This window comes from Rhodococcus sp. SORGH_AS_0301 (assembly GCF_030818285.1).
Taxonomy (GTDB): Bacteria; Actinomycetota; Actinomycetes; order Mycobacteriales; family Mycobacteriaceae; genus Rhodococcoides.
The window spans coordinates 4,290,820-4,308,232 of record NZ_JAUTAC010000002.1; the positions used below are offsets into that span (position 1 = coordinate 4,290,820).

15 protein-coding genes are annotated in these 17,413 nt (G+C 68.0%); 9 read left to right on the forward strand and 6 right to left on the reverse strand.

All coding sequences use genetic code 11. The features are described 5' to 3' along the window. Positions 1–86 precede the first annotated feature (86 nt). Positions 87–665: a sigma-70 family RNA polymerase sigma factor gene (locus tag QE397_RS20955; protein ID WP_027506115.1), complete on the forward strand. Its 579-nt coding sequence runs from the start codon at positions 87–89 to the stop codon at positions 663–665. Positions 666–668: 3 nt separating this feature from the next. Here the strand turns inward: QE397_RS20955 and QE397_RS20960 are convergent, their stop codons facing one another. Beyond that, positions 669–2,159 (reverse strand): MFS transporter, encoded by a 1,491-nt coding sequence (locus tag QE397_RS20960; protein ID WP_307097113.1) that lies wholly within the window; start codon positions 2,157–2,159, stop codon positions 669–671. Continuing rightward, positions 2,093–2,704: a hypothetical protein gene (locus QE397_RS20965; RefSeq protein WP_222629718.1), complete on the reverse strand. Its 612-nt coding sequence runs from the start codon at positions 2,702–2,704 to the stop codon at positions 2,093–2,095. Before QE397_RS20965 ends, QE397_RS20960 begins: the two co-directional genes overlap by 67 nt. Before the next feature lie 53 nt (positions 2,705–2,757). Between QE397_RS20965 and QE397_RS20970 the strand changes: the two genes are divergently transcribed. Together QE397_RS20970 and QE397_RS20975 are read left to right on the forward strand one after the other, a co-directional pair. After that, complete coding sequence (locus tag QE397_RS20970; RefSeq protein ID WP_222632253.1) at positions 2,758–3,810, forward strand: ATP-dependent DNA ligase; 1,053 nt, start codon at positions 2,758–2,760, stop codon at positions 3,808–3,810. 2 nt (positions 3,811–3,812) lie between these two features. Beyond that, positions 3,813–4,898, forward strand: a complete 1,086-nt coding sequence (locus QE397_RS20975; RefSeq protein ID WP_307097117.1) for a DNA polymerase domain-containing protein — start codon at positions 3,813–3,815, stop codon at positions 4,896–4,898. Positions 4,899–4,904: 6 nt separating this feature from the next. On the opposite strand, the gene nhaA is transcribed toward QE397_RS20975, so the two are convergent. Next, complete coding sequence (gene nhaA / locus QE397_RS20980; RefSeq protein WP_261782070.1) at positions 4,905–6,749, reverse strand: Na+/H+ antiporter NhaA; 1,845 nt, start codon at positions 6,747–6,749, stop codon at positions 4,905–4,907. A 115-nt stretch (positions 6,750–6,864) separates the two neighbouring features. Then, on the reverse strand, positions 6,865–7,425 hold the full coding sequence (locus tag QE397_RS20985) for a Dps family protein (RefSeq protein WP_056441116.1): 561 nt from the start codon (positions 7,423–7,425) through the stop codon (positions 6,865–6,867). Between the two features lie 152 nt (positions 7,426–7,577). On the opposite strand from QE397_RS20985, the gene QE397_RS20990 reads away from it, so the two are divergent. Next, the gene (locus tag QE397_RS20990; RefSeq protein ID WP_027506122.1) at positions 7,578–8,588 is read left to right on the forward strand and encodes a putative zinc-binding metallopeptidase; all 1,011 of its coding nucleotides are present in this window, start codon (positions 7,578–7,580) and stop codon (positions 8,586–8,588) included. An 11-nt stretch (positions 8,589–8,599) separates the two neighbouring features. On the opposite strand, the gene QE397_RS20995 is transcribed toward QE397_RS20990, so the two are convergent. Beyond that, the gene (locus QE397_RS20995) at positions 8,600–9,901 is read right to left on the reverse strand and encodes an EAL domain-containing protein (RefSeq protein ID WP_235578864.1); all 1,302 of its coding nucleotides are present in this window, start codon (positions 9,899–9,901) and stop codon (positions 8,600–8,602) included. A gap of 219 nt (positions 9,902–10,120) precedes the next feature. On the opposite strand from QE397_RS20995, the gene QE397_RS21000 reads away from it, so the two are divergent. The 5 genes from QE397_RS21000 to QE397_RS21020 all read left to right on the forward strand — a co-directional run bounded on the left by QE397_RS21000 (position 10,121) and on the right by QE397_RS21020 (position 15,428). After that, entirely contained in the window at positions 10,121–11,053 is a 933-nt protein-coding gene (locus tag QE397_RS21000; protein WP_307097121.1) for a L,D-transpeptidase, read from the forward strand. 76 nt (positions 11,054–11,129) lie between these two features. Further along, a complete protein-coding gene (locus tag QE397_RS21005; protein WP_051613419.1) occupies positions 11,130–12,089 on the forward strand; it encodes a carbohydrate ABC transporter permease in 960 nt (319 codons plus the stop codon). After that, positions 12,086–12,979: a carbohydrate ABC transporter permease gene (locus tag QE397_RS21010; protein ID WP_222637930.1), complete on the forward strand. Its 894-nt coding sequence runs from the start codon at positions 12,086–12,088 to the stop codon at positions 12,977–12,979. The genes QE397_RS21005 and QE397_RS21010 overlap by 4 nt, the downstream gene beginning before the upstream one ends. 25 nt (positions 12,980–13,004) lie before the next feature. Continuing rightward, on the forward strand, positions 13,005–14,327 hold the full coding sequence (locus QE397_RS21015) for an ABC transporter substrate-binding protein (RefSeq protein WP_222632671.1): 1,323 nt from the start codon (positions 13,005–13,007) through the stop codon (positions 14,325–14,327). 18 nt (positions 14,328–14,345) lie between these two features. Further along, on the forward strand, positions 14,346–15,428 hold the full coding sequence (locus tag QE397_RS21020; RefSeq protein WP_056441124.1) for an ABC transporter ATP-binding protein: 1,083 nt from the start codon (positions 14,346–14,348) through the stop codon (positions 15,426–15,428). A 1-nt stretch (position 15,429) separates the two neighbouring features. Here the strand turns inward: QE397_RS21020 and QE397_RS21025 are convergent, their stop codons facing one another. Continuing rightward, entirely contained in the window at positions 15,430–17,403 is a 1,974-nt protein-coding gene (locus QE397_RS21025; RefSeq protein WP_307097123.1) for a M13 family metallopeptidase, read from the reverse strand. Positions 17,404–17,413: the final 10 nt, after the last annotated feature.

The following is a 17,413-nucleotide window of genomic DNA, read 5'->3' on the forward strand; positions in this document are numbered from 1 at the left end:
CTATCGAGAGCACGTCCCGCGTTCGACGGATCGAGGTGAAGACCGTGAATACACTTGTTGCACAGCCGCTTACGGATGATTCGGCGGTGTCTCCCGCGCCTCGGCCCGCGGCTCGCTCGACGGCGGAACTGTCGGCTCTGCTCCAGGCCGTCGGCCGTGGTGACCGTCAGGCGTTCGCCCGGTTCTACGACGCGACGTCCTCCCGCGTCTACGGAGCCGTGCTCCGGGTGCTCCGCGATCGTGGATTCTCCGAGGAGTGCGTCCAGGACGTCTATCTCGAGGTGTGGCAGAAGGCCCCCACGTTCTCGCCCGAACAGGGGTCGCCGGCGGCGTGGTTGGTGACCATGGCGCACCGGCGAGCCATCGACCGCGTGCGGTCCGAGCAGTCGCGGACCGATCGCGAGTCGAAGTACGCGATGCTCGACGCCGCCGTGGGGATTCACGACACGTCGGACCGCTTCCTCGACCGCCGTCCGGTGCTCGACGCGATGCAGGAACTGAGTGGCCGGCAGCGGGAATGCCTGTTCATGGCGTTCTTCGAAGGTCTCACGTATGCGGAGGCCGCCGATCGTATGGGCGTGCCTGTGTCGACGATGAAGTCGCGGATCCGCAGCGCACTCGCAAAGATGCGCGTCGATCCCCGCGTGGCCTGCCTGGCGGAGTGACCGTCAGCGGCCGTCCGTCACGGGCGGTCCGGACACGTCGCAGTGCATCGGTGTGCGACCCGTCGGGCGAGGTGTGCGGATCGAGACGGCGGCGACTGCCCCGGCGAGAGTCAGCATGGCCGCACAGATGAGCATCGCGGCGCGGAATCCCGAGGAGAACTGCGCGGGATCCAGCTGCCCGGAGATGCCGACGATGCCGGGAATCGCGGCGACCGAGAGCAGTTGAGCCGTGCGCGCGACCGCGTTGTTCACCGCGGACGCGGTACCCGCGTGCGATGCCGGTGCCGCACCGATGACGGCCGCGGTGAGTGGCGCCACGAGCAGGGAGAGCCCCACGCCGAACACGACGACGGCCGGCAGCACGGCACCGAGGTAGGTCGATCCCGGCTCGATGCGGACCATGAGTACCAGCCCGACCGCGGCCACCAGTGGTCCCACCGTCATGGGCAGACGAGGTCCGATGCGGCCGGCCAGCGCGCCGGCGCGCGCCGACAGCAGGAGGAGCGCCGCGGTGATCGGCAGTGTCGCCGTGCCGGCGGCGAGGGCCGAGTAGCCGAGCGCGACCTGCAGTTGCAGCAGCAGCAGGAAGAACACGCCGCCGAGCGCGGCGTAGGCCGCGAAGGTCACGATGTTCGCCGCGACGAAGACCCTGGACGAGAAGAGCGACGGCGGCACCAGAGGGTGGGCCGTCCGGCGCTCGACGACCACGAACACGGCCAGCCCGACCAGGCCGATCGCGATGATCGGCCACCGTCCGTCGATCGCCCCGTAGGTCAGTGCCGCGAGAGCGAGGGCGACGACGGCAGCTCCGGGGACGTCGAGTCGGCCGGAGGTCTCGGGGTCTCGCGTCTCGGGCACGTGGCGCAACGCGACGACGACGACCGCGACGGCGAGCGGCACGTTGAGCAGGAAGATGGACCGCCACCCGGCGATCTCCACGAGCCAGCCGCCCAGCAGCGGGCCCACCGCGGACCCGATGCCACCGAAGCCCGACCACAGGCCGATGGCCGCACCCCGATCCTTCGGGTCGATCGAGGCCGACAGGATCGCCAGCGAACCCGGCGTCACCAACGCAGCGCCGATGCCCTGCACGACACGAGCGAGCACGAGGAACTCGACGTTCGGCGCCAGACCGCACGCGACCGACGCGACCGCGAACCAGATCGTGCCCAGGACGAAGATGCGCCGCCGTCCGACACGGTCGCCGAGCGAGCCGCCCAGCAGCACGAACGCGGCGAGCGTCAGGGTGTAGCCGGTGACCGTCCACTGCAGCCCGCTGACGTCGGCGCCCAGTTCGGTCCCGATGTCGGGGAGGGCGATGGTGACCACGGTTCCGTCGAGCAGCGACAGGGTCGATCCCAGCACCGTGGCCAGCACGATCCACCGGCCGCGCGCCGACGACAGGGGGACGGTCGGCGAGGGCGAGGTCACTGGTCGTCGAGACAGACGACGAAGGCGCGCTCGTCGTAGACGTAACTGCGTGACGACGGGCATTCCGACGCGTCGGTCGTGCCCTGCAGGACGTCGACGACCCGGACACCGCCGATCATCGGGGCGTCGCAGTCCGAGCGCTCCGGGTCGGGCGTGCCCAGATCCATGCATCCCCCGACCACGAAGTCGATGTCGAGGCACAGCGCGCCCTGCTCGATGCCGGCGAGCGTCTCGTAGTACGTCTGGTCGACGTCACCGGGACAGAAGTCGGTGGAGACCTCGGCAGACACCACGCGGTAGTTCGATTCGGGAGACCCGCACGCGGCCTCCTCGATGGTGGCCTCGTCGACCGTGCCGCCGAGACGCACGCAGTCACCCGCCTGCGCGTCGATGGAGACGTCGCCGCCGGTGCCGGACGGAGTGGTGGGGACCGGCGGGAGGATCGAATCGTTCGGCAACTCGGGCACCTCGGACGCGGGTACGGAGCCCTGCTGAGCGACGGGGGTACCGGTGATCGTCGACGAGCATCCTGCCAGCAGGGCGACCGCCGTCAGCACGAGGAGAACGGCCGGAGCGCGCCGCGTTCCCGGTCGCCGAGAAATCGTCATGGACGACACTGTAAGCCCGTTGCGCCGTTTGTCCGACGTGTAAGTATTGAGCGGTGGACCTCCCCGTTTCACCCCCGTTGCAGCCCATGCTCGCCAAGGCCTCCAAGACGGTCCCCGACCAGCCCGACTCGGGGGATCCGGCGTGGTCCTACGAGCCGAAGTGGGACGGCTTCCGCACGATCGTCTTCCGTGACGGGGACGAGGTGGTGCTCGGGTCACGCGGTGGTAAGGACCTGGCCCGGTACTTCCCGGAGATGGTCGACGCCGTGCGCGAGGAACTGCCCGAACGATGTGTCGTCGACGGCGAGCTGGTGGTCGCTCTCGAGACCGACGGATCGTGGCGGCTCGACTGGGACTCGCTGTCCGAGCGGATCCACCCCGCCGACAGTCGCGTGCGGATGCTGGCCGAGAAGACCCCCGCGCAGTTCATCGGTTTCGATCTCCTGGCGCTCGGTGACGAGGACCTGACCGGACTTCCCTTCGCCGAGAGGCGCGCCCGCCTGGAGACGATCCTCGACACGGGTCGGACCGAGCCGCGGTGCCACGTGACGCGCGTGACCGCGGACGCCGCTCTGGCCACCGACTGGTTCGACCGGTTCGAGGGAGCCGGACTGGACGGGGTCGTGGCCAAGCGGCTCGACGGCGTGTACGTGCCGAACAAGCGCGAGATGATCAAGGTCAAGCACGCCCGCACGGCCGACTGCGTTCTCATCGGGTACCGCATTCACAAGAGCGGCAACGGTATCGGGTCGATGCTGCTGGGTCTCTACAACGGTGACCAGCTCCAGATGATCGGCGGCGCGTCCGCCTTCACGGACGCGAAGCGGTTGTCCTACCTCGAGGAACTGGAACCGTTGCGGCTCGGTGACGACATCGTCTCCGACGGAGAGCAGACCCGCTGGCGCTCAGGCATGGACCGTACGTGGATCCCGGTGCGGCCCGAGCGGGTTCTCGAGGTGGCCTACGACCAGATGGAGAAGTCCAGGCTGCGCCACGCCGCGCGCTTCGTCCGCTGGCGCCCCGACCGGGATCCGCTGAGCTGCACGTACGACCAGCTCGACGTGCCCGCGGACTACGACGTCTCCGACATCCTCGAGAGGTCCTGACCGTGGCCGCGAAGTCGACGCCCGTGATGCTGCAGGTCGGCGAGCGTGAGGTGAAGGTCTCGAGTCCGGACCGCATCATCTACGAGGCCACGGACCGCACACCGGACATCACCAAACTGCAGGTGTGCGAGTACTTCTTGACGGTGGGCGAGCCGTTGATGCGCGCCCTGGGGGACCGTCCCACCGCGATGGAGCGCTGGCCCGACGGGTATCGCGACGGGATGCGCCTGGCCACCGGCCCGCAGGACAAGGGTGGCGACGGCTTCTATCAGAAGCGATTGCCCAGAGGTGCACCCGATTTCGTCGAGACCGTCGAGATCACGTTCCCGAGCCGGAGGCGCGCGGAGGAACTGTGTCCCACCGAGCCGGCGTCGCTGGTGTGGGCCGCCCAGATGGGCACCCTGACCTTCCACCCGTGGCCGGTCCGTCGGCCCGAGGTCGACCGTCCCGACGAGTTGCGCATCGACATCGACCCCCAGCCGGGAACCTCGTTCACCGACGCCCGCCGCGTCGCTCTGGTGACGCGAGAACTGTTGGAGGAACTGGGTCTTCGTGGCTACCCGAAGACCAGTGGCAACCGCGGCATCCACGTGTACGTGCGGATCCGGCCGGAGTGGACGTTCGAGGACGTGCGTCACGCCGCGATCGGCCTGGGCCGTGAACTCGAGCGCCGCGACGACGGCGTGACCACGGCCTGGTGGAAGGAGGAGCGCGGTGCGCGCCTCTTCATCGACTACAACCAGAACAACAGGGACCGCACCATCGCGAGTGCGTGGAGTCTGCGGGCGCGTCCCGGCGCCCCGGTGTCGACGCCGCTGACCTGGGAGCGCCTCGCCGAGACCAGCGACCCCCGCGAGTACTCCCTGGTCACCGTCCCCGACTACCTGCAGGACGGCGATCCCTGGGCGTCGATGGACGACGAGGCGTACTCCTTGGCTCCGCTGCTCGATCTGTGGGAGACGCTGCCCGGCGGCGAACTCAACTTCCCCCCGGACTACCCCAAGATGCCCGGCGAGCCGCCCCGCGTCCAGCCGTCGAAGAAGGTGGCCGCCCATTGGGACGAGGACGGCAACCGGGCGCAGGAGTAGGCGACGTCAGTCGGCGACAGGCCGGCGGGCGGCTGCGCGCATCGCCTCGAGCTCGCGGATGATGGTCGCGGCGTCGTGGGGGCCGCTGTGGCGCTGCGGAACCCGGCCCTCGACGCCGAGATAGAACGTCGGCGTTCCCGGTAGCTCACTGGTGAGCGCGTCGAGTTCGTCGTCCTCGACGCGGGTGACGAAGTCGCCGGTCCGGAGGTCGTCCTCGAAGCGATCCATGTCGAGCCCGAGGTCCGCGGCGTAGCGGTCGATGTCGTCGCGCTCGAGGGCGTCGCTGTGCAGGAACAGGGTGTCGTGCATCTCCCAGAACTTGCCCTGTGCCGCAGCGGCTTCCGACGCCTCGGACGCGTACCGGGCATGCGGGTGGTAGTCGTCGAGCGGGTAGTGGCGGAAGATGTAGCGCACCTGGTCTCCGAAGTGTTCCCGCACCTCGCGCGTGCTTCCGGTCGCCTTGCTGCAGAACGGGCACTCGAAATCGCCGTACTCCACGATGGTGAGCGGCGCGTCCACCGGTCCGCGGATGTGGTCCCGCTTCGGGCTCACGCGGCGGAGGAGGTCCAGTGACGGTTCCGCGGGCGGCGGCGCGAATCGGTTGCCGAGCGAGAACACCAGCCAGCCGAGCAGCGCGGCGATCACGGAGGCACTGAGCACGCCGACGCGGGCTTGATCTGCGAGAGCCGGGTCGTCCAGCGCGAGATCGACGATGAACAGCGAGATGGTGAATCCCACGCCGGAGAGCGCGGCGCCGCCGGCGATCTGCGGGAAGGTGAGCCCCGGTGTCATGGATCCCGGCCGGAGCTTCGCGAACACCGCGCTCGCCGTCGTGATGCCGACGAACTTGCCGAGCACCAGGCCGACGACGATGCCCCAGGTCAGCGATGACGTGGCGGCGGCACGCAGCGTCTCCGAGCTCAGGACCACACCCGCGTTCGCGAGGGCGAAGATCGGCACGATGATGAAGGCCGTGTACGGCTGGTAGAGCCGCATCAGCCGCTCGTTCACCGAGACGGCGCGCTCGAGTCCGAGCCGCGCGGCGCGGGCGTACTCCGGATTGGGGGACTGCCGGAACGCGCGGGTCAGCGCGGCGGCATGTTCCACCTCACGCCGCCGCGGCGGGTAGACGGGCAGGATCAGGGCGATCATGACGCCCGCGAGAGTGGGGTGGACGCCGGACTCGTACATGGCGACCCAGGTGACCACCGAGACGAGTCCGTAGCCCGCGCCGCGCCACACCCGCAGGCCGCGCAGCGACGCGATCAGAGCGAGGCCCGCCACGGACACGAGCAGGGGCCCGATCCGCAGTTCGTCGGTGTAGAACACCGCGATGATGGCGAGGGCGCCGACGTCGTCGGCCACGGCGAGGGTCAGCAGGAAGATGCGCAGACGCACGGCTCGGGCGGGTCCGACTACCGCGAGGAGCCCGACCACGAACGCGGTGTCGGTCGAGATCACGACACCCCACGCCGCGGCCTCGGGCCCGGTGGGATTGAGGAGAAGGAACAACGCCGCGGGCAGTGCGAGCCCGGCGATCGCCGCCACGATGGGAACGGCGGCGCGGGACCGGTCGCGGAGCTCGCCCATGGCGAACTCCCGCTTCACCTCGAGCCCGACGACGAAGAAGAACAGAGCCATCAGACCGTCGTTGACCCAGTGCTGCAGGTCGAGCTCGATGCCCTGATCACCCAGCGTGATCGACAGCGGGGTGTGCCAGAACGACTGGTAGGTCTCACCCCACGGCGAGTTCGCCCAGATCAGCGCCACCACGGTGGCGACGAGGAGGAACGCGGCAGCGACGGTCTCGCTGCTGTCTCCCCGACGCGCGTCGGCGATCTTGTCGACCAGGCCTCTGAACCGCGTCCGATGCGCGGTGATCGACTCCGTCACCGCACGAAACTACAGCAGCGCCGCACCCCTCGCGGGGTGCGGCGCTGCGAGCTCGTACGGTGGAGACGGAGTGTCAGCTCGCGTCGCGTGCCGCTTCCTTCTCGGAACCGGCGCCGGCCGTCGAGAGCTGGCCACCCGCGTTCTCGAGGTGCGCACGCACGAACCAGTGGAACAGCTCCAGCTGGCCGCTGTGTCCGATGAGCAGGTCCTCGGTGACGGGGTCGACCTTGCCGACCTCCTCGATCGCCGCGCGGTAGTCCGAGATCACGCCGGTGTAGACGAGGTCGAGCGCGCCGAGGTGCTCGATGGCCGGCGCGCGGCCGATGCTGTAGTCGTCCCACTTGCGCTGCGAGACGATGGTGCCGGGGGTGCCGAGTGCGGACGAGCCCAGCGTCGCGATGCGCTCCGCGACGTCGTCGGCGAAGCCGCGCACGGCCTCGACCTGGGGATCCAGCATCTCGTGGACGGAGATGAAGTTGGGTCCGACGACGTTCCAGTGCACGTGCTTGAGCGTCAGATGCAGGTCGTTCAGGGCGTTGAGGCGGTCCTGGAGGACCTCCGCCACATGGGCACCGTCGGCGACGTCCATGCCGGGAACGGTGTACGAGGCCGTCTTCTGCGTCGTGTCAGTCATGCACCGTGGATTCACCGTCGGCCCCTCGTTCAAACCCCCCGGCGTCGCAGGTCACACCGGCTCGGGGGCATGGTCTCGGTGTGGTCCGGAGCGACCCCGCATCTGCGTAGGCTGAGCGTCGTAGCGTTGTCGAGAAGGGTGTTCCACGAGTCATGCGAGTCTTCTTCTGCCGCAAGTGCGGTCAACAGCTGTCGTTCGAGAACTCCATCTGCCTGAGCTGTGACAGCAGGCTGGGATTCCACCTGCCGAGTCGCAGCATGCAGGTGCTCGACGACGATCTGTCCGTGGTCGTGGACGGCACCACCTGGCGACGCTGCGCCAACATCAAGCTGGCGCAGTGCAACTGGTTGGTCGACGCGACGGACGGGGACACGTTGTGCCTGTCCTGCGCCCTCACCCGCACGCGGCCCGCCGACTCCGACCAGGAGGCCATCGCCGAGTTCGCGTCCGCGGAGACGGCGAAGCGCCGGGTGGTGCTCGAACTCGACGAGTTGCACCTGCCGATCATCGGGCGGGACGAGAACCCCGAGGGTGGTCTCGCGTTCGACCTGCTCTCGAGCGCCAACCGCAACGTCATCACCGGTCATGCCAACGGTCTGATCACGCTGGACCTCGCCGAGAGCGACGACGTGCACCGCGAGCAGCTGCGGGTGTCGATGGACGAGCCCTATCGCACGCTCGTCGGCCACTTCCGGCACGAGATCGGCCACTTCTATCAGATGGTGCTGATCGGCAGCGGTGAGCATCGCGCGCGGTTCGAGGAACTCTTCGGCAACCCGGACGACGATTACCAGGCGGCACTGGATCGGCACTACAGCGAGGGTGCACCGGACGGCTGGAAGAAGAACTACGTGTCGTCCTACGCGACGATGCATCCGGCCGAGGACTGGGCGGAGACGTTCGCCCACTACCTGCACATCCGGGACACCCTGGACACCGCTGCGGCCTACGCCTTCGCGCCCGCCGGATCCACCTTCGAGGCGCCACTGGCCGGAGACGTCGGTTTCAGCCGGATCATCGACTGGTGGCTACCGCTGACGTGGGCACTCAACCAGCTGAACAGGTCCATGGGACACCAGGACCTCTACCCCTTCGTCCTGCCGGCAAAGGTGCTGGAGAAGATGCGCTTCGTCCACTCCGTCATCGTCCCCGACGAGGTCTGAGCAGGCGACTTCTACCAGGAACCGCTTCGTTCGGGAGGCAGCCGGGCGATGAGGGACCGCGCGCACTCGATGGTGAGCGTCGTGTCGTGGGACAACACGTAGTCGTACCGACGTTCCATGTCGGGTCCGGTGTCGCCGAGGTCGCGGGCCGCGAGCACCGCGGAGAAGTGCGGCGTGAGCACGACGACGTCCCATTCCTCGCGTAACGCGTCCGACGCGGCGAGGTTGGCGCCGCGGATCTTCGGGGCAGGCTCGGTCCCGATGTTCTCCGCGAGCGCGCCGACGAGCGTCGCGTTCATGGCCATCAGCTCCCACCGTCGTCCGGTGATGGGCGTGAAGTGCTTGACGTGCTGGAACGCTCCGAGCATCAGCGCGGTCTGCTGGCTGTCGGTCGCCATCGCCTCGAGGTTCTTGCTGATCTCGATGAGCAGACGCTTGCTCGCTCGGCGTACGTCGCGACCGCCGGCAGCCAGGTTGTACGGCGTCGACATCGGGGTGAAGCCGCGATCGCGCGCGATCTCGAACTCGAGGGGTGATCCCACGGGACTGTCGACGGAGAGGTCGGTGGTCGATCCGTAGAGGGAGCCCTCGCCGACGCGCGCTCCCATGGCCTGCGCCGTGAGCGCTGCTCGTGGGGTGTCGATGCCCTCGGCCATGACCACGGCGCCGGTGCGCTCCACCTGGGCCGCGACGGCGTTGACCACGCGGGCCGTGAAGCGATTGGGGCGTGTGGCCAGGAGGGTCCGGTCCAGCTTGATCACGTCCGGCTCGAGCAGCGGGAGCAGAGCGAGGGACTCGGGCCGTACTCCCACGTGGTCGACGGCGATGGCCCAGCCGAGTCGTCGGACCTCGGCGACCACCTGCATCAGGTGCGCCGGTCGTCGGATGAGCGCGGTCTCGTCGAACTGCAGCACCGCGCCGCCCATGTCGTGGTCCCGCAGGTCGGGCAGTTCCGTGAGGGAGTCGGGGTCGACCGCGATGAACAGGGGCAGTTCACGAGGAAGCTCGGCGCGCGCGGCCTCGCTGAGCGCTCCGTTCCACCGTGCGGCGTCGAGGTCGGGTGTCATGCCCATCGACTTCGCGGCCGACGCGAGTGACACGGGGTCGGCGAACGACGAGTCGGCGGGACCCAGAACGACCGCCTCGTACCCGACGATGGCATCGGTCTGCAGATCGATGATGCGCTGGAACGACGTGCGGAGGCTCTCGGGACCGAGCAGATCGCTGAGTCCGCCCCCGTCCCGGTCGCCGGAGAACAGCACGGGACGGGCCGGCCTGCTTCCGGCTGTGTTGGTTCGGTCGTCGATCACCACGGCGTGTGCCCTTCCGTCATGTCGGCGCGTTCGCGAGGAACGTGCTCGACCCTCGACCGCCGCCGTGGTTTGACAGGAGTCCTACGTCATCCCGACACGGCGCAGTCAGCGCCCTCCCGGGTGTCTCACCACATTACCCGATTGGCGATGGGGACCACCCGTATGTGTTAATTGCGGTGCGATCAGGTACAGCGACTTCGCTAGGGATGGTTCACAAGCATGGGTGCTCGACGTTCGGTTCGTTTCCTCGCTCGTTCGGCTGCAGGCGTCCTCGCCGCGGCCGCCGTCACCGTCGGGGTGACCGTGCCCGCCTCCGCGGCGCCGCTGTGGCCCGGTGGCCCGGACATCTCGCTCCCGCCGATCCCCGGCATCACCGCCCCCGCGCCCGGTGTCCCGACACCGCCGGTCGCCCCGCCCGCACCCGTCGAGGCGCCGCGTGGTCCCGCGAACTTCTCCGCTCCCGCACTGAACCCGTCCGCGGGCGAGGTCGTCGGTGTCGCGCAGCCGATCATCGTCCGGTTCGCCGCCCCGATCGACGACCGCGCGGCCGCCGAGCGGGCGATCGACGTGACCACGTCCGCCGGTGACGTCGCCGGCCGCTTCTTCTGGTTCTCCGACAGCCAGGTCCGCTGGCGACCCGACGTCTTCTGGCCGGCGAACACGACCGTGACGGTGACCGCGGGAGACGCGTCGTCCACCTTCACCGTCGGCGACGCGATCGTCACGACGGCGGACGACGACACCAAGACCATCACGGTGACGCGCAACGGCGAGGTGGTGCGCACGATGCCCACCTCGATGGGCAAGGTCGGCCACGAGACGCCCAACGGCACCTACATCGTCGGCGAGCGTTTCCGCGACATGTACATGGACTCGTCCACCTACGGTGTGCCGGTCGATGCGCCCGAGGGCTACCGGACCTACGTGGAGTACGCCACCCGCATGTCGAACAGCGGCATCTTCGTCCACGCCGCGCCGTGGTCGGTGGACAGTCAGGGTGTCGAGAACGTCAGCCACGGCTGCCTCAACGTCAGCACCGAGGACGCGAAATGGTTCTTCGAGACGGCCCAGAAGGGTGATCCCGTGGTGGTGCAGAACACCGACGGCGGCATTCTGAACGGCCGCGACGGCCTCGGCGACTGGCAACTCTGAACGATCACATCTCGGACCGATACTGATCGGTCCATGTTCACCATTCGTTCGCTTTACCTACGCTAATGTCCCACCGGTGAGAGCAAGCCCGCCGCGATCGCGGCCGGTGGTCCAGCGCACCTTGCCGGAACTGCCACCCGCACAACGATCTTTCCTCCGTCGACCGTGGCGCGACTACGCGCTGTTCCTGGTGTTGGTCGGGCCGAACCTGGTCCTGCTGGGCGTGTTCACCTACCGGCCGCTGCTGGACAACATCAGGCTCTCGTTCTTCGACTGGAACATCTCGTCGCCGACGTCGACCTTCATCGGTCTCTCGAACTATCGCGAATGGTGGGGGCGCAGCGACACGTGGCAGATCGTGTCGAACACCGTCATCTTCACCATCGCGGCGGTGGCGGGCAGCATGCTCCTCGGACTCGTCCTGGCGATGCTCCTCGATCGCAAGTTGCGCGGCCGCAACATCGTCCGCTCGGCCGTCTTCGCTCCGTTCGTCATCTCCGGCGCGGCCATAGGTGTGGCGTTCCAGTTCGTGTTCGATCCGAACTTCGGCCTGATCCAGGACGTCATGCGGCGGTTCGGCTTCGAGGGAGTGCCGGACTTCTACCAGAGCCCCGGGTGGGCGCTGTTCATGATCACCGTGACGTACCTGTGGAAGAACCTGGGCTACGCCTTCGTCATCTATCTCGCAGCGCTGCAGGGTCTTCGGCAGGATCTGACCGAAGCCGCGCAGATCGACGGCGCGAGTCGGTGGACGACGTTCCGCAAGGTGACGCTTCCTCAGCTGCGTCCCACCACGTTCTTCCTGTCCATCACGGTCATGCTCAACTCGTTGCAGGTCTTCGACATCATCAACGTGATGACGCGGGGCGGTCCGCTGGGTACCGGCACCACCACGATGGTCTATCAGGTGTACGAGGAGTCATTCAGGAACTTCCGGGCGGGCTACGGCGCGACCGTCGCCACGATCATGTTCCTGGTGCTGCTGATCATCACCGTCCTGCAGGTGCGAGTCATGGATCGAGGTGACGCGCGATGAGCGTGATCGACAGGGCGCCGGCCGCCGCCACTGCCGACGATGCCCGCCCGGCGCGGGACGCCGCCCGCCGTCGTCGACTCTCCGCACTCTTCGGCTACGCAGCGATGGTCGTGGTCATCGTCATCATCGGGTTGCCGCTCTTCTGGATCGTCGTCACCTCGTTCAAGGAGCGCGGTGACATCTACGTGCAGCCGTCGGTCTGGTGGCCCGCGGTGTTCCGCCCGGAGAACTACGACGAGGCGACGACCACCGTTCCGTTCTGGACGTTCCTGAAGAACTCCCTGATCATCACCAGCATCCTGGCCGTCGTGAAGTTCGCGCTGGGCGTGCTGAGCGCCTACGGCCTCGTCTTCCTGCGCTTTCCGGGTAAGACGATCGTCTTCCTCGTGATCATCGCGGCACTGATGGTGCCGAATCAGATCACGGTGATCTCCAACTACGCGCTGGTGGCGCAGTTGGGGTGGCGCAACACCTTCCAGGGCATCATCGTGCCGCTGGCGGGCGTGGCATTCGGAACGTTCCTCATGCGCAACCACTTCCTGTCGATACCGCAGGAGATCATCGAGGCCGCCCGCATGGACGCCGCCGGCCCGGTCCGCCTGCTGTTCCGGGTGGTCCTGCCGTTGTCGGGCCCGACCATGGTCGCGTTCGCCACCATCACCGTGGTGAACGAGTGGAACGAGTACCTCTGGCCGTTCCTGATGTCGGACGACTCGTCCGTCGCGCCGCTGCCGGTGGGCCTGACCCAGTTGCAGAACAACGACGGCGTCACCAACTGGGGGCCCGTCATGGCCGGCACCGTCCTGACGATGCTCCCCATTCTGATCGTCTTCCTGGCTCTCCAGCGTCACATGATCAAGGGCCTCACTTCCGGCGCCGTCAAGGGCTGACCAACCTATGAACAAGGAGCACATGATGCAGCCATTCTCTCGCCGCGGATTCCTCGGACTGTCCGGTGCCGTCGCCGCGGGCGCCGCTCTCACCGCCTGTGCCGGAACGAGTTCGACGAGCAGCTCGTCGGCGTCCGGTGGTGGCGATGCCAGTACGATCACGTTCTGGTCGTCCCACCCGGGTAGCTCGAAGGACATCGAGAACGAGCTCATCTCGCGCTTCCAGACGGCCAATCCCGACCTGACGGTGCAGATGGTCGACGGCGGCAAGAACTACGAGGAGATCGCGCAGAAGTTCAACGCGGCGCTGTCGGGCGGGTCGCTGCCGGACGTCGTGCTGCTCTCGGACGTGTGGTGGTTCAACTTCGCGTTGCTCGGCGCGATCTCGCCGCTGGACGACCTGTTCTCGCAGGCGGGCGTGAACACGAGCGACTACGTCGACTCGCTCGTCGCCGATTACAACTGGAACGACAAGACGTGGGCGCTGCCCTACGCCCGCTCGACCCCGCTGTTCTACTACAACCGCGAGGTGTGGACTGCTGCCGGACTCCCGGATCGCGGGCCGGCCACGTGGCAGGAGTTCGACCAGTGGGGCCCGGAGATCCAGCGCGCCATCGGATCCGGCAAGCTCGCGCACGGCTGGGGCAACGCGGAGGACTACCTGGGGTGGACCTTCGAGGGCCCGATCTGGACGTTCGGCGGCAGCTACTCCGACGAGTTCGATCTGAAGTTCACCGACGAGCGCACCATCGAGGCCGGCAACTTCCTCAAGGACATGATCCACACGAAGAAGTACGCGGCCGTGTCCAACGACATCGCCAACGACTTCTCCGCGGGCCTGCTCGGCTCGACCATCGCGTCGACCGGCGACCTGTCGGGCATCACGAAGAACGCGAAGTTCGACTTCGGCACGGCGTTCCTCCCCGCCGAGGCGGGCACTCCCGGGTGCCCGACGGGTGGCGCCGGACTGGCCATCCCGGCGAATATCCCGGACGAGCGGAAGATCAACGCGCTCAAGTTCATCGAGTTCGTGACCAACACCGAGAACACGGCGTACTTCTCGCAGAACGTCGGCTACATGCCGGTGCGCAAGTCGTCCGCCACCGACGCCTCCGAGGTCGCGTTCCTCGAGCAGAACCCCCGCTCGCGGACCGCGGTGGACCAGCTCGCGCGGACCCGGTCGCAGGACTACGCCCGCGTGTTCGTGCCCGGCGGCGATCAGATCATCGGTGCGGGTCTCGAGCAGATCGCCCTGCAGAACGCCGATGTCGCGTCGACGTTCTCGGGTGTGCAGGATCAGTTGCAGCAGATCATCGATCGCCAGATCACTCCCAAGCTGCCCAAGTAGAAGCGGACCACCTCTGTCATGGCCTCGGTACATTTCGTGGAGACGACCCACCGCTACGCGGGAGCACCGACTCCCTCGGTGGACGCGCTCAGTCTGGACATCGCGGACGGCGAGTTCCTCGTGCTCGTCGGACCGTCGGGATGCGGCAAGTCGACGAGCCTGCGCATGCTCGCCGGGCTCGAGGCGATCGAGAGCGGGCGCATCGAGATCGGCGGCAAGGACGTCAGCGGGTTCGCACCCAAGGAACGTGACGTCGCGATGGTGTTCCAGAACTACGCGCTGTATCCGAACATGACGGTGGCGGAGAACATGGGATTCGCGCTGCGCAACGCGGGAATGTCGAAGGCGGACACGGCCGTCCGCGTCGAGGAGGCGGCTCGGATGCTCGAGCTCGAGCCCCTCCTCGGCCGGCGTCCGGGCAAGCTGTCCGGCGGCCAACGTCAGCGCGTGGCGATGGGGCGCGCGATCGTGCGTCGCCCCGAGGTGTTCTGCATGGACGAGCCGCTCTCCAACCTGGACGCGAAGCTCCGGGTGAGCACGAGGTCGCAGATCGCGTCGTTGCAGCGCCGGCTCGGCACGACGACGGTGTACGTGACGCACGATCAGGTCGAGGCCATGACGATGGGGGACCGGGTCGCGGTCCTGAAGAGCGGACTCCTGCAGCAGGTCGCGAGTCCCCGTGAGCTGTACGCGAATCCGGTCAACGACTTCGTCGCGTCGTTCATCGGCTCGCCCGCGATGAATCTGCTCGAGACGGACGTGGTGGACGGCCACGCCGTCCTGGGTGGCGCGCGCATCCCGGTGCCCGCCGCACACAAGGGGAGGATCGTCGTCGGGGTCCGCCCCGAGTCGTGGGAACTGGTGGGCGAGTCCGACACCGAGGCGGTCGAGCTGACCACCGAGCTGGTCGAGGAACTGGGGGCGGAGTCGTTCGCCTACTCGGTCGGACCGGCGGACGCCGGCTGGACGGCCCGCGGTGGCCGCGTGGTGGTGCGGGTGGATCGTCGTGTCGTGGTCGGTGCGGGCGAGCGCCTGCGCGTCCGGCCGGACGCGGGTGAGGTGTACTTCTTCGATCCCGAGTCCGGCCTGCGCCTGCGCTAGATCACCAGATGCGGACGCGCTGCTGCGGATCGAGGTAGAGCGCGTCCTGCTCTGTCACCTCGAAGGCCTCGTGGAAGCTGTCGAGGTTGCGGACCACGCCGTTGCATCGGAACTCGGGCGGCGAGTGGGGATCGATGGACAGGCGGCGCAGCGCCTCCGCGTCCCGCGCCTTGGTGCGCCACACCTGCGCCCAACCGAAGAAGACACGTTGGAGCCCTGTCAGGCCGTCGATCTCCGGGGCCGCGGAGCCGTTCAGTGAGATCTTGTACGCCTCGACGGCGATCGACAGACCACCGAGGTCGCCGATGTTCTCGCCGATCGTGAACTTCCCGTTGACGTGGTGTCCGGGAAGGGCTTTCGGCTCGAACGAGTCGTACTGCTCGATCAGCGCCGTGGTGCGCTTGCCGAACTCGCTGCGATCACTGTCGGTCCACCAGTCGACGAGGTTGCCGTCACCGTCGTACTTGGCTCCCTGGTCGTCGAATCCGTGGCCGATCTCGTGTCCGATGACCGCACCGATTCCGCCGTAGTTCGCGGCGTCGTCGGCGTCCGGGTCGAAGAACGGGGGCTGCAGGATCGCGGCGGGGAACACGATCTCGTTCATGCCCGGGTTGTAGTAGGCGTTGACGGTCTGCGGGGTCATGAACCACTCGCCGCGGTCCACCGGACCACCGAGCTTGTCCAGATCGCGCTGGTACTCGGCCTCGTAGCCGCGGCGGTAGTTGCCCACCACGTCCGCCGGATCGATCAGCAGCGAGGAGTAGTCCCGCCAGGTGTCCGGGTAGCCGATCTTCGGGGTGAACTTGTCGAGCTTCGCCAGCGCGGCCGTCCGCGTCTCCGGGCTCATCCACTCGAGGTCGGAGATGTTGCGCCGGTACGCCTCGACGAGGTTGGCCACCAGTTCCTGCATGCGCGTCCGCGAATCGGCCGGGAAGTGCTTCTGTACGTACAGCTTTCCCACCGCCTCGCCCATCAGATCCTGTACGAGGGAGACGCCGCGCTTCCAGCGCTCGCGGTTGGTCTCGGTTCCCGTCAGCGTGCGGCCGTAGAAGGCGAAGTTCTCGTCGACGATCGCGGACGTCAGGTACGGCGCGCGGGAGTGGAGGATGCGCCAGGTGGCCCAGGCCTTCCAGTCGTCGAGGCTGCGCGTCGACCACAGCTCCGCGAACGTGGTGAGGAACTCGGGCTGGCGGACGACGATCTCGGCGAAGTGACGGTCCGCGTCGGCGCCGAGGCCCTCGATCCAGGCGCCCCACTCGAAGCCGGGCGCGTCCGCTCGCAGCGACGCGAGCGTCGTCAGGTTGTAGGAGAGATCGGCGTCGCGGCGCTTCACCACGTCCCAGTGGCCCGCCGCCAGGGCGGTCTCGAGATCGAGGACGCTCGCTGCTGAACGGCTCACGCCCGCGAGGGCGAACATGGCGCCGATGTGCTCGGCGTACTGCTCGCGAACCTGTGCGTGCTCGTCCTCCCGGTAGTACGACTCGTCGGGGAGGCCGAGGCCGGACTGCGAGAAGTGGACGAGGTAGCGGTCCGATTTCTTCGAGTCGGTGTCGACGTAGTGCGCGACCGCGCCGCCGACACCGGTGCGCTGCAGAGTGCCGAGTACGCGGGCGAGCGCCTCGCTGTCGGTGGCGTCGGCCACCGCCGCGAGCTCGTCGGCGATCGGCGCGGTGCCGGCCGCCTCGATGGCGTCGGCGTCCAGGAAGCTGCTGTAGAGGTCACCGATCTTCGCGGCGTCCGAGCCGGGCGCCGGACTGGAGTCCGCCGCGACCTGGATGATGTCGCGGACGTGCTCCTCGGCCCGGTCGTACAGTGTCCGGAACGCGCCGTCGACGGCGCGGTCGGCCGGGATGTCGTATTCGGCCAGCCAGCGGCCGTTGACGTGCTCGAAGAGATCGTCCTGCGCTCTGGTGGCGGCGTCGACGAACTTCAGGTCCAGGCCCGAGGGCCGTGCGAGTGATGCGTCCGAGGTCATGCCTCCATCC

Coding starts and splice junctions, on each gene's coding strand:
- QE397_RS20960 (WP_307097113.1), bottom strand. CDS start 2,159: ATGCCCGTCGTCACGCAGTTACGTCTACGACGAGCGCGCCTTCGTCGT.
- QE397_RS20965 (WP_222629718.1), bottom strand. CDS start 2,704: ATGACGATTTCTCGGCGACCGGGAACGCGGCGCGCTCCGGCCGTTCTC.
- QE397_RS20985 (WP_056441116.1), bottom strand. CDS start 7,425: ATGACTGACACGACGCAGAAGACGGCCTCGTACACCGTTCCCGGCATG.
- QE397_RS20990 (WP_027506122.1), top strand. CDS start 7,578: ATGCGAGTCTTCTTCTGCCGCAAGTGCGGTCAACAGCTGTCGTTCGAG.
- QE397_RS21000 (WP_307097121.1), top strand. CDS start 10,121: ATGGGTGCTCGACGTTCGGTTCGTTTCCTCGCTCGTTCGGCTGCAGGC.
- QE397_RS21010 (WP_222637930.1), top strand. CDS start 12,086: ATGAGCGTGATCGACAGGGCGCCGGCCGCCGCCACTGCCGACGATGCC.
- QE397_RS21015 (WP_222632671.1), top strand. CDS start 13,005: ATGCAGCCATTCTCTCGCCGCGGATTCCTCGGACTGTCCGGTGCCGTC.
- QE397_RS21020 (WP_056441124.1), top strand. CDS start 14,346: ATGGCCTCGGTACATTTCGTGGAGACGACCCACCGCTACGCGGGAGCA.
- QE397_RS21025 (WP_307097123.1), bottom strand. CDS start 17,403: ATGACCTCGGACGCATCACTCGCACGGCCCTCGGGCCTGGACCTGAAG.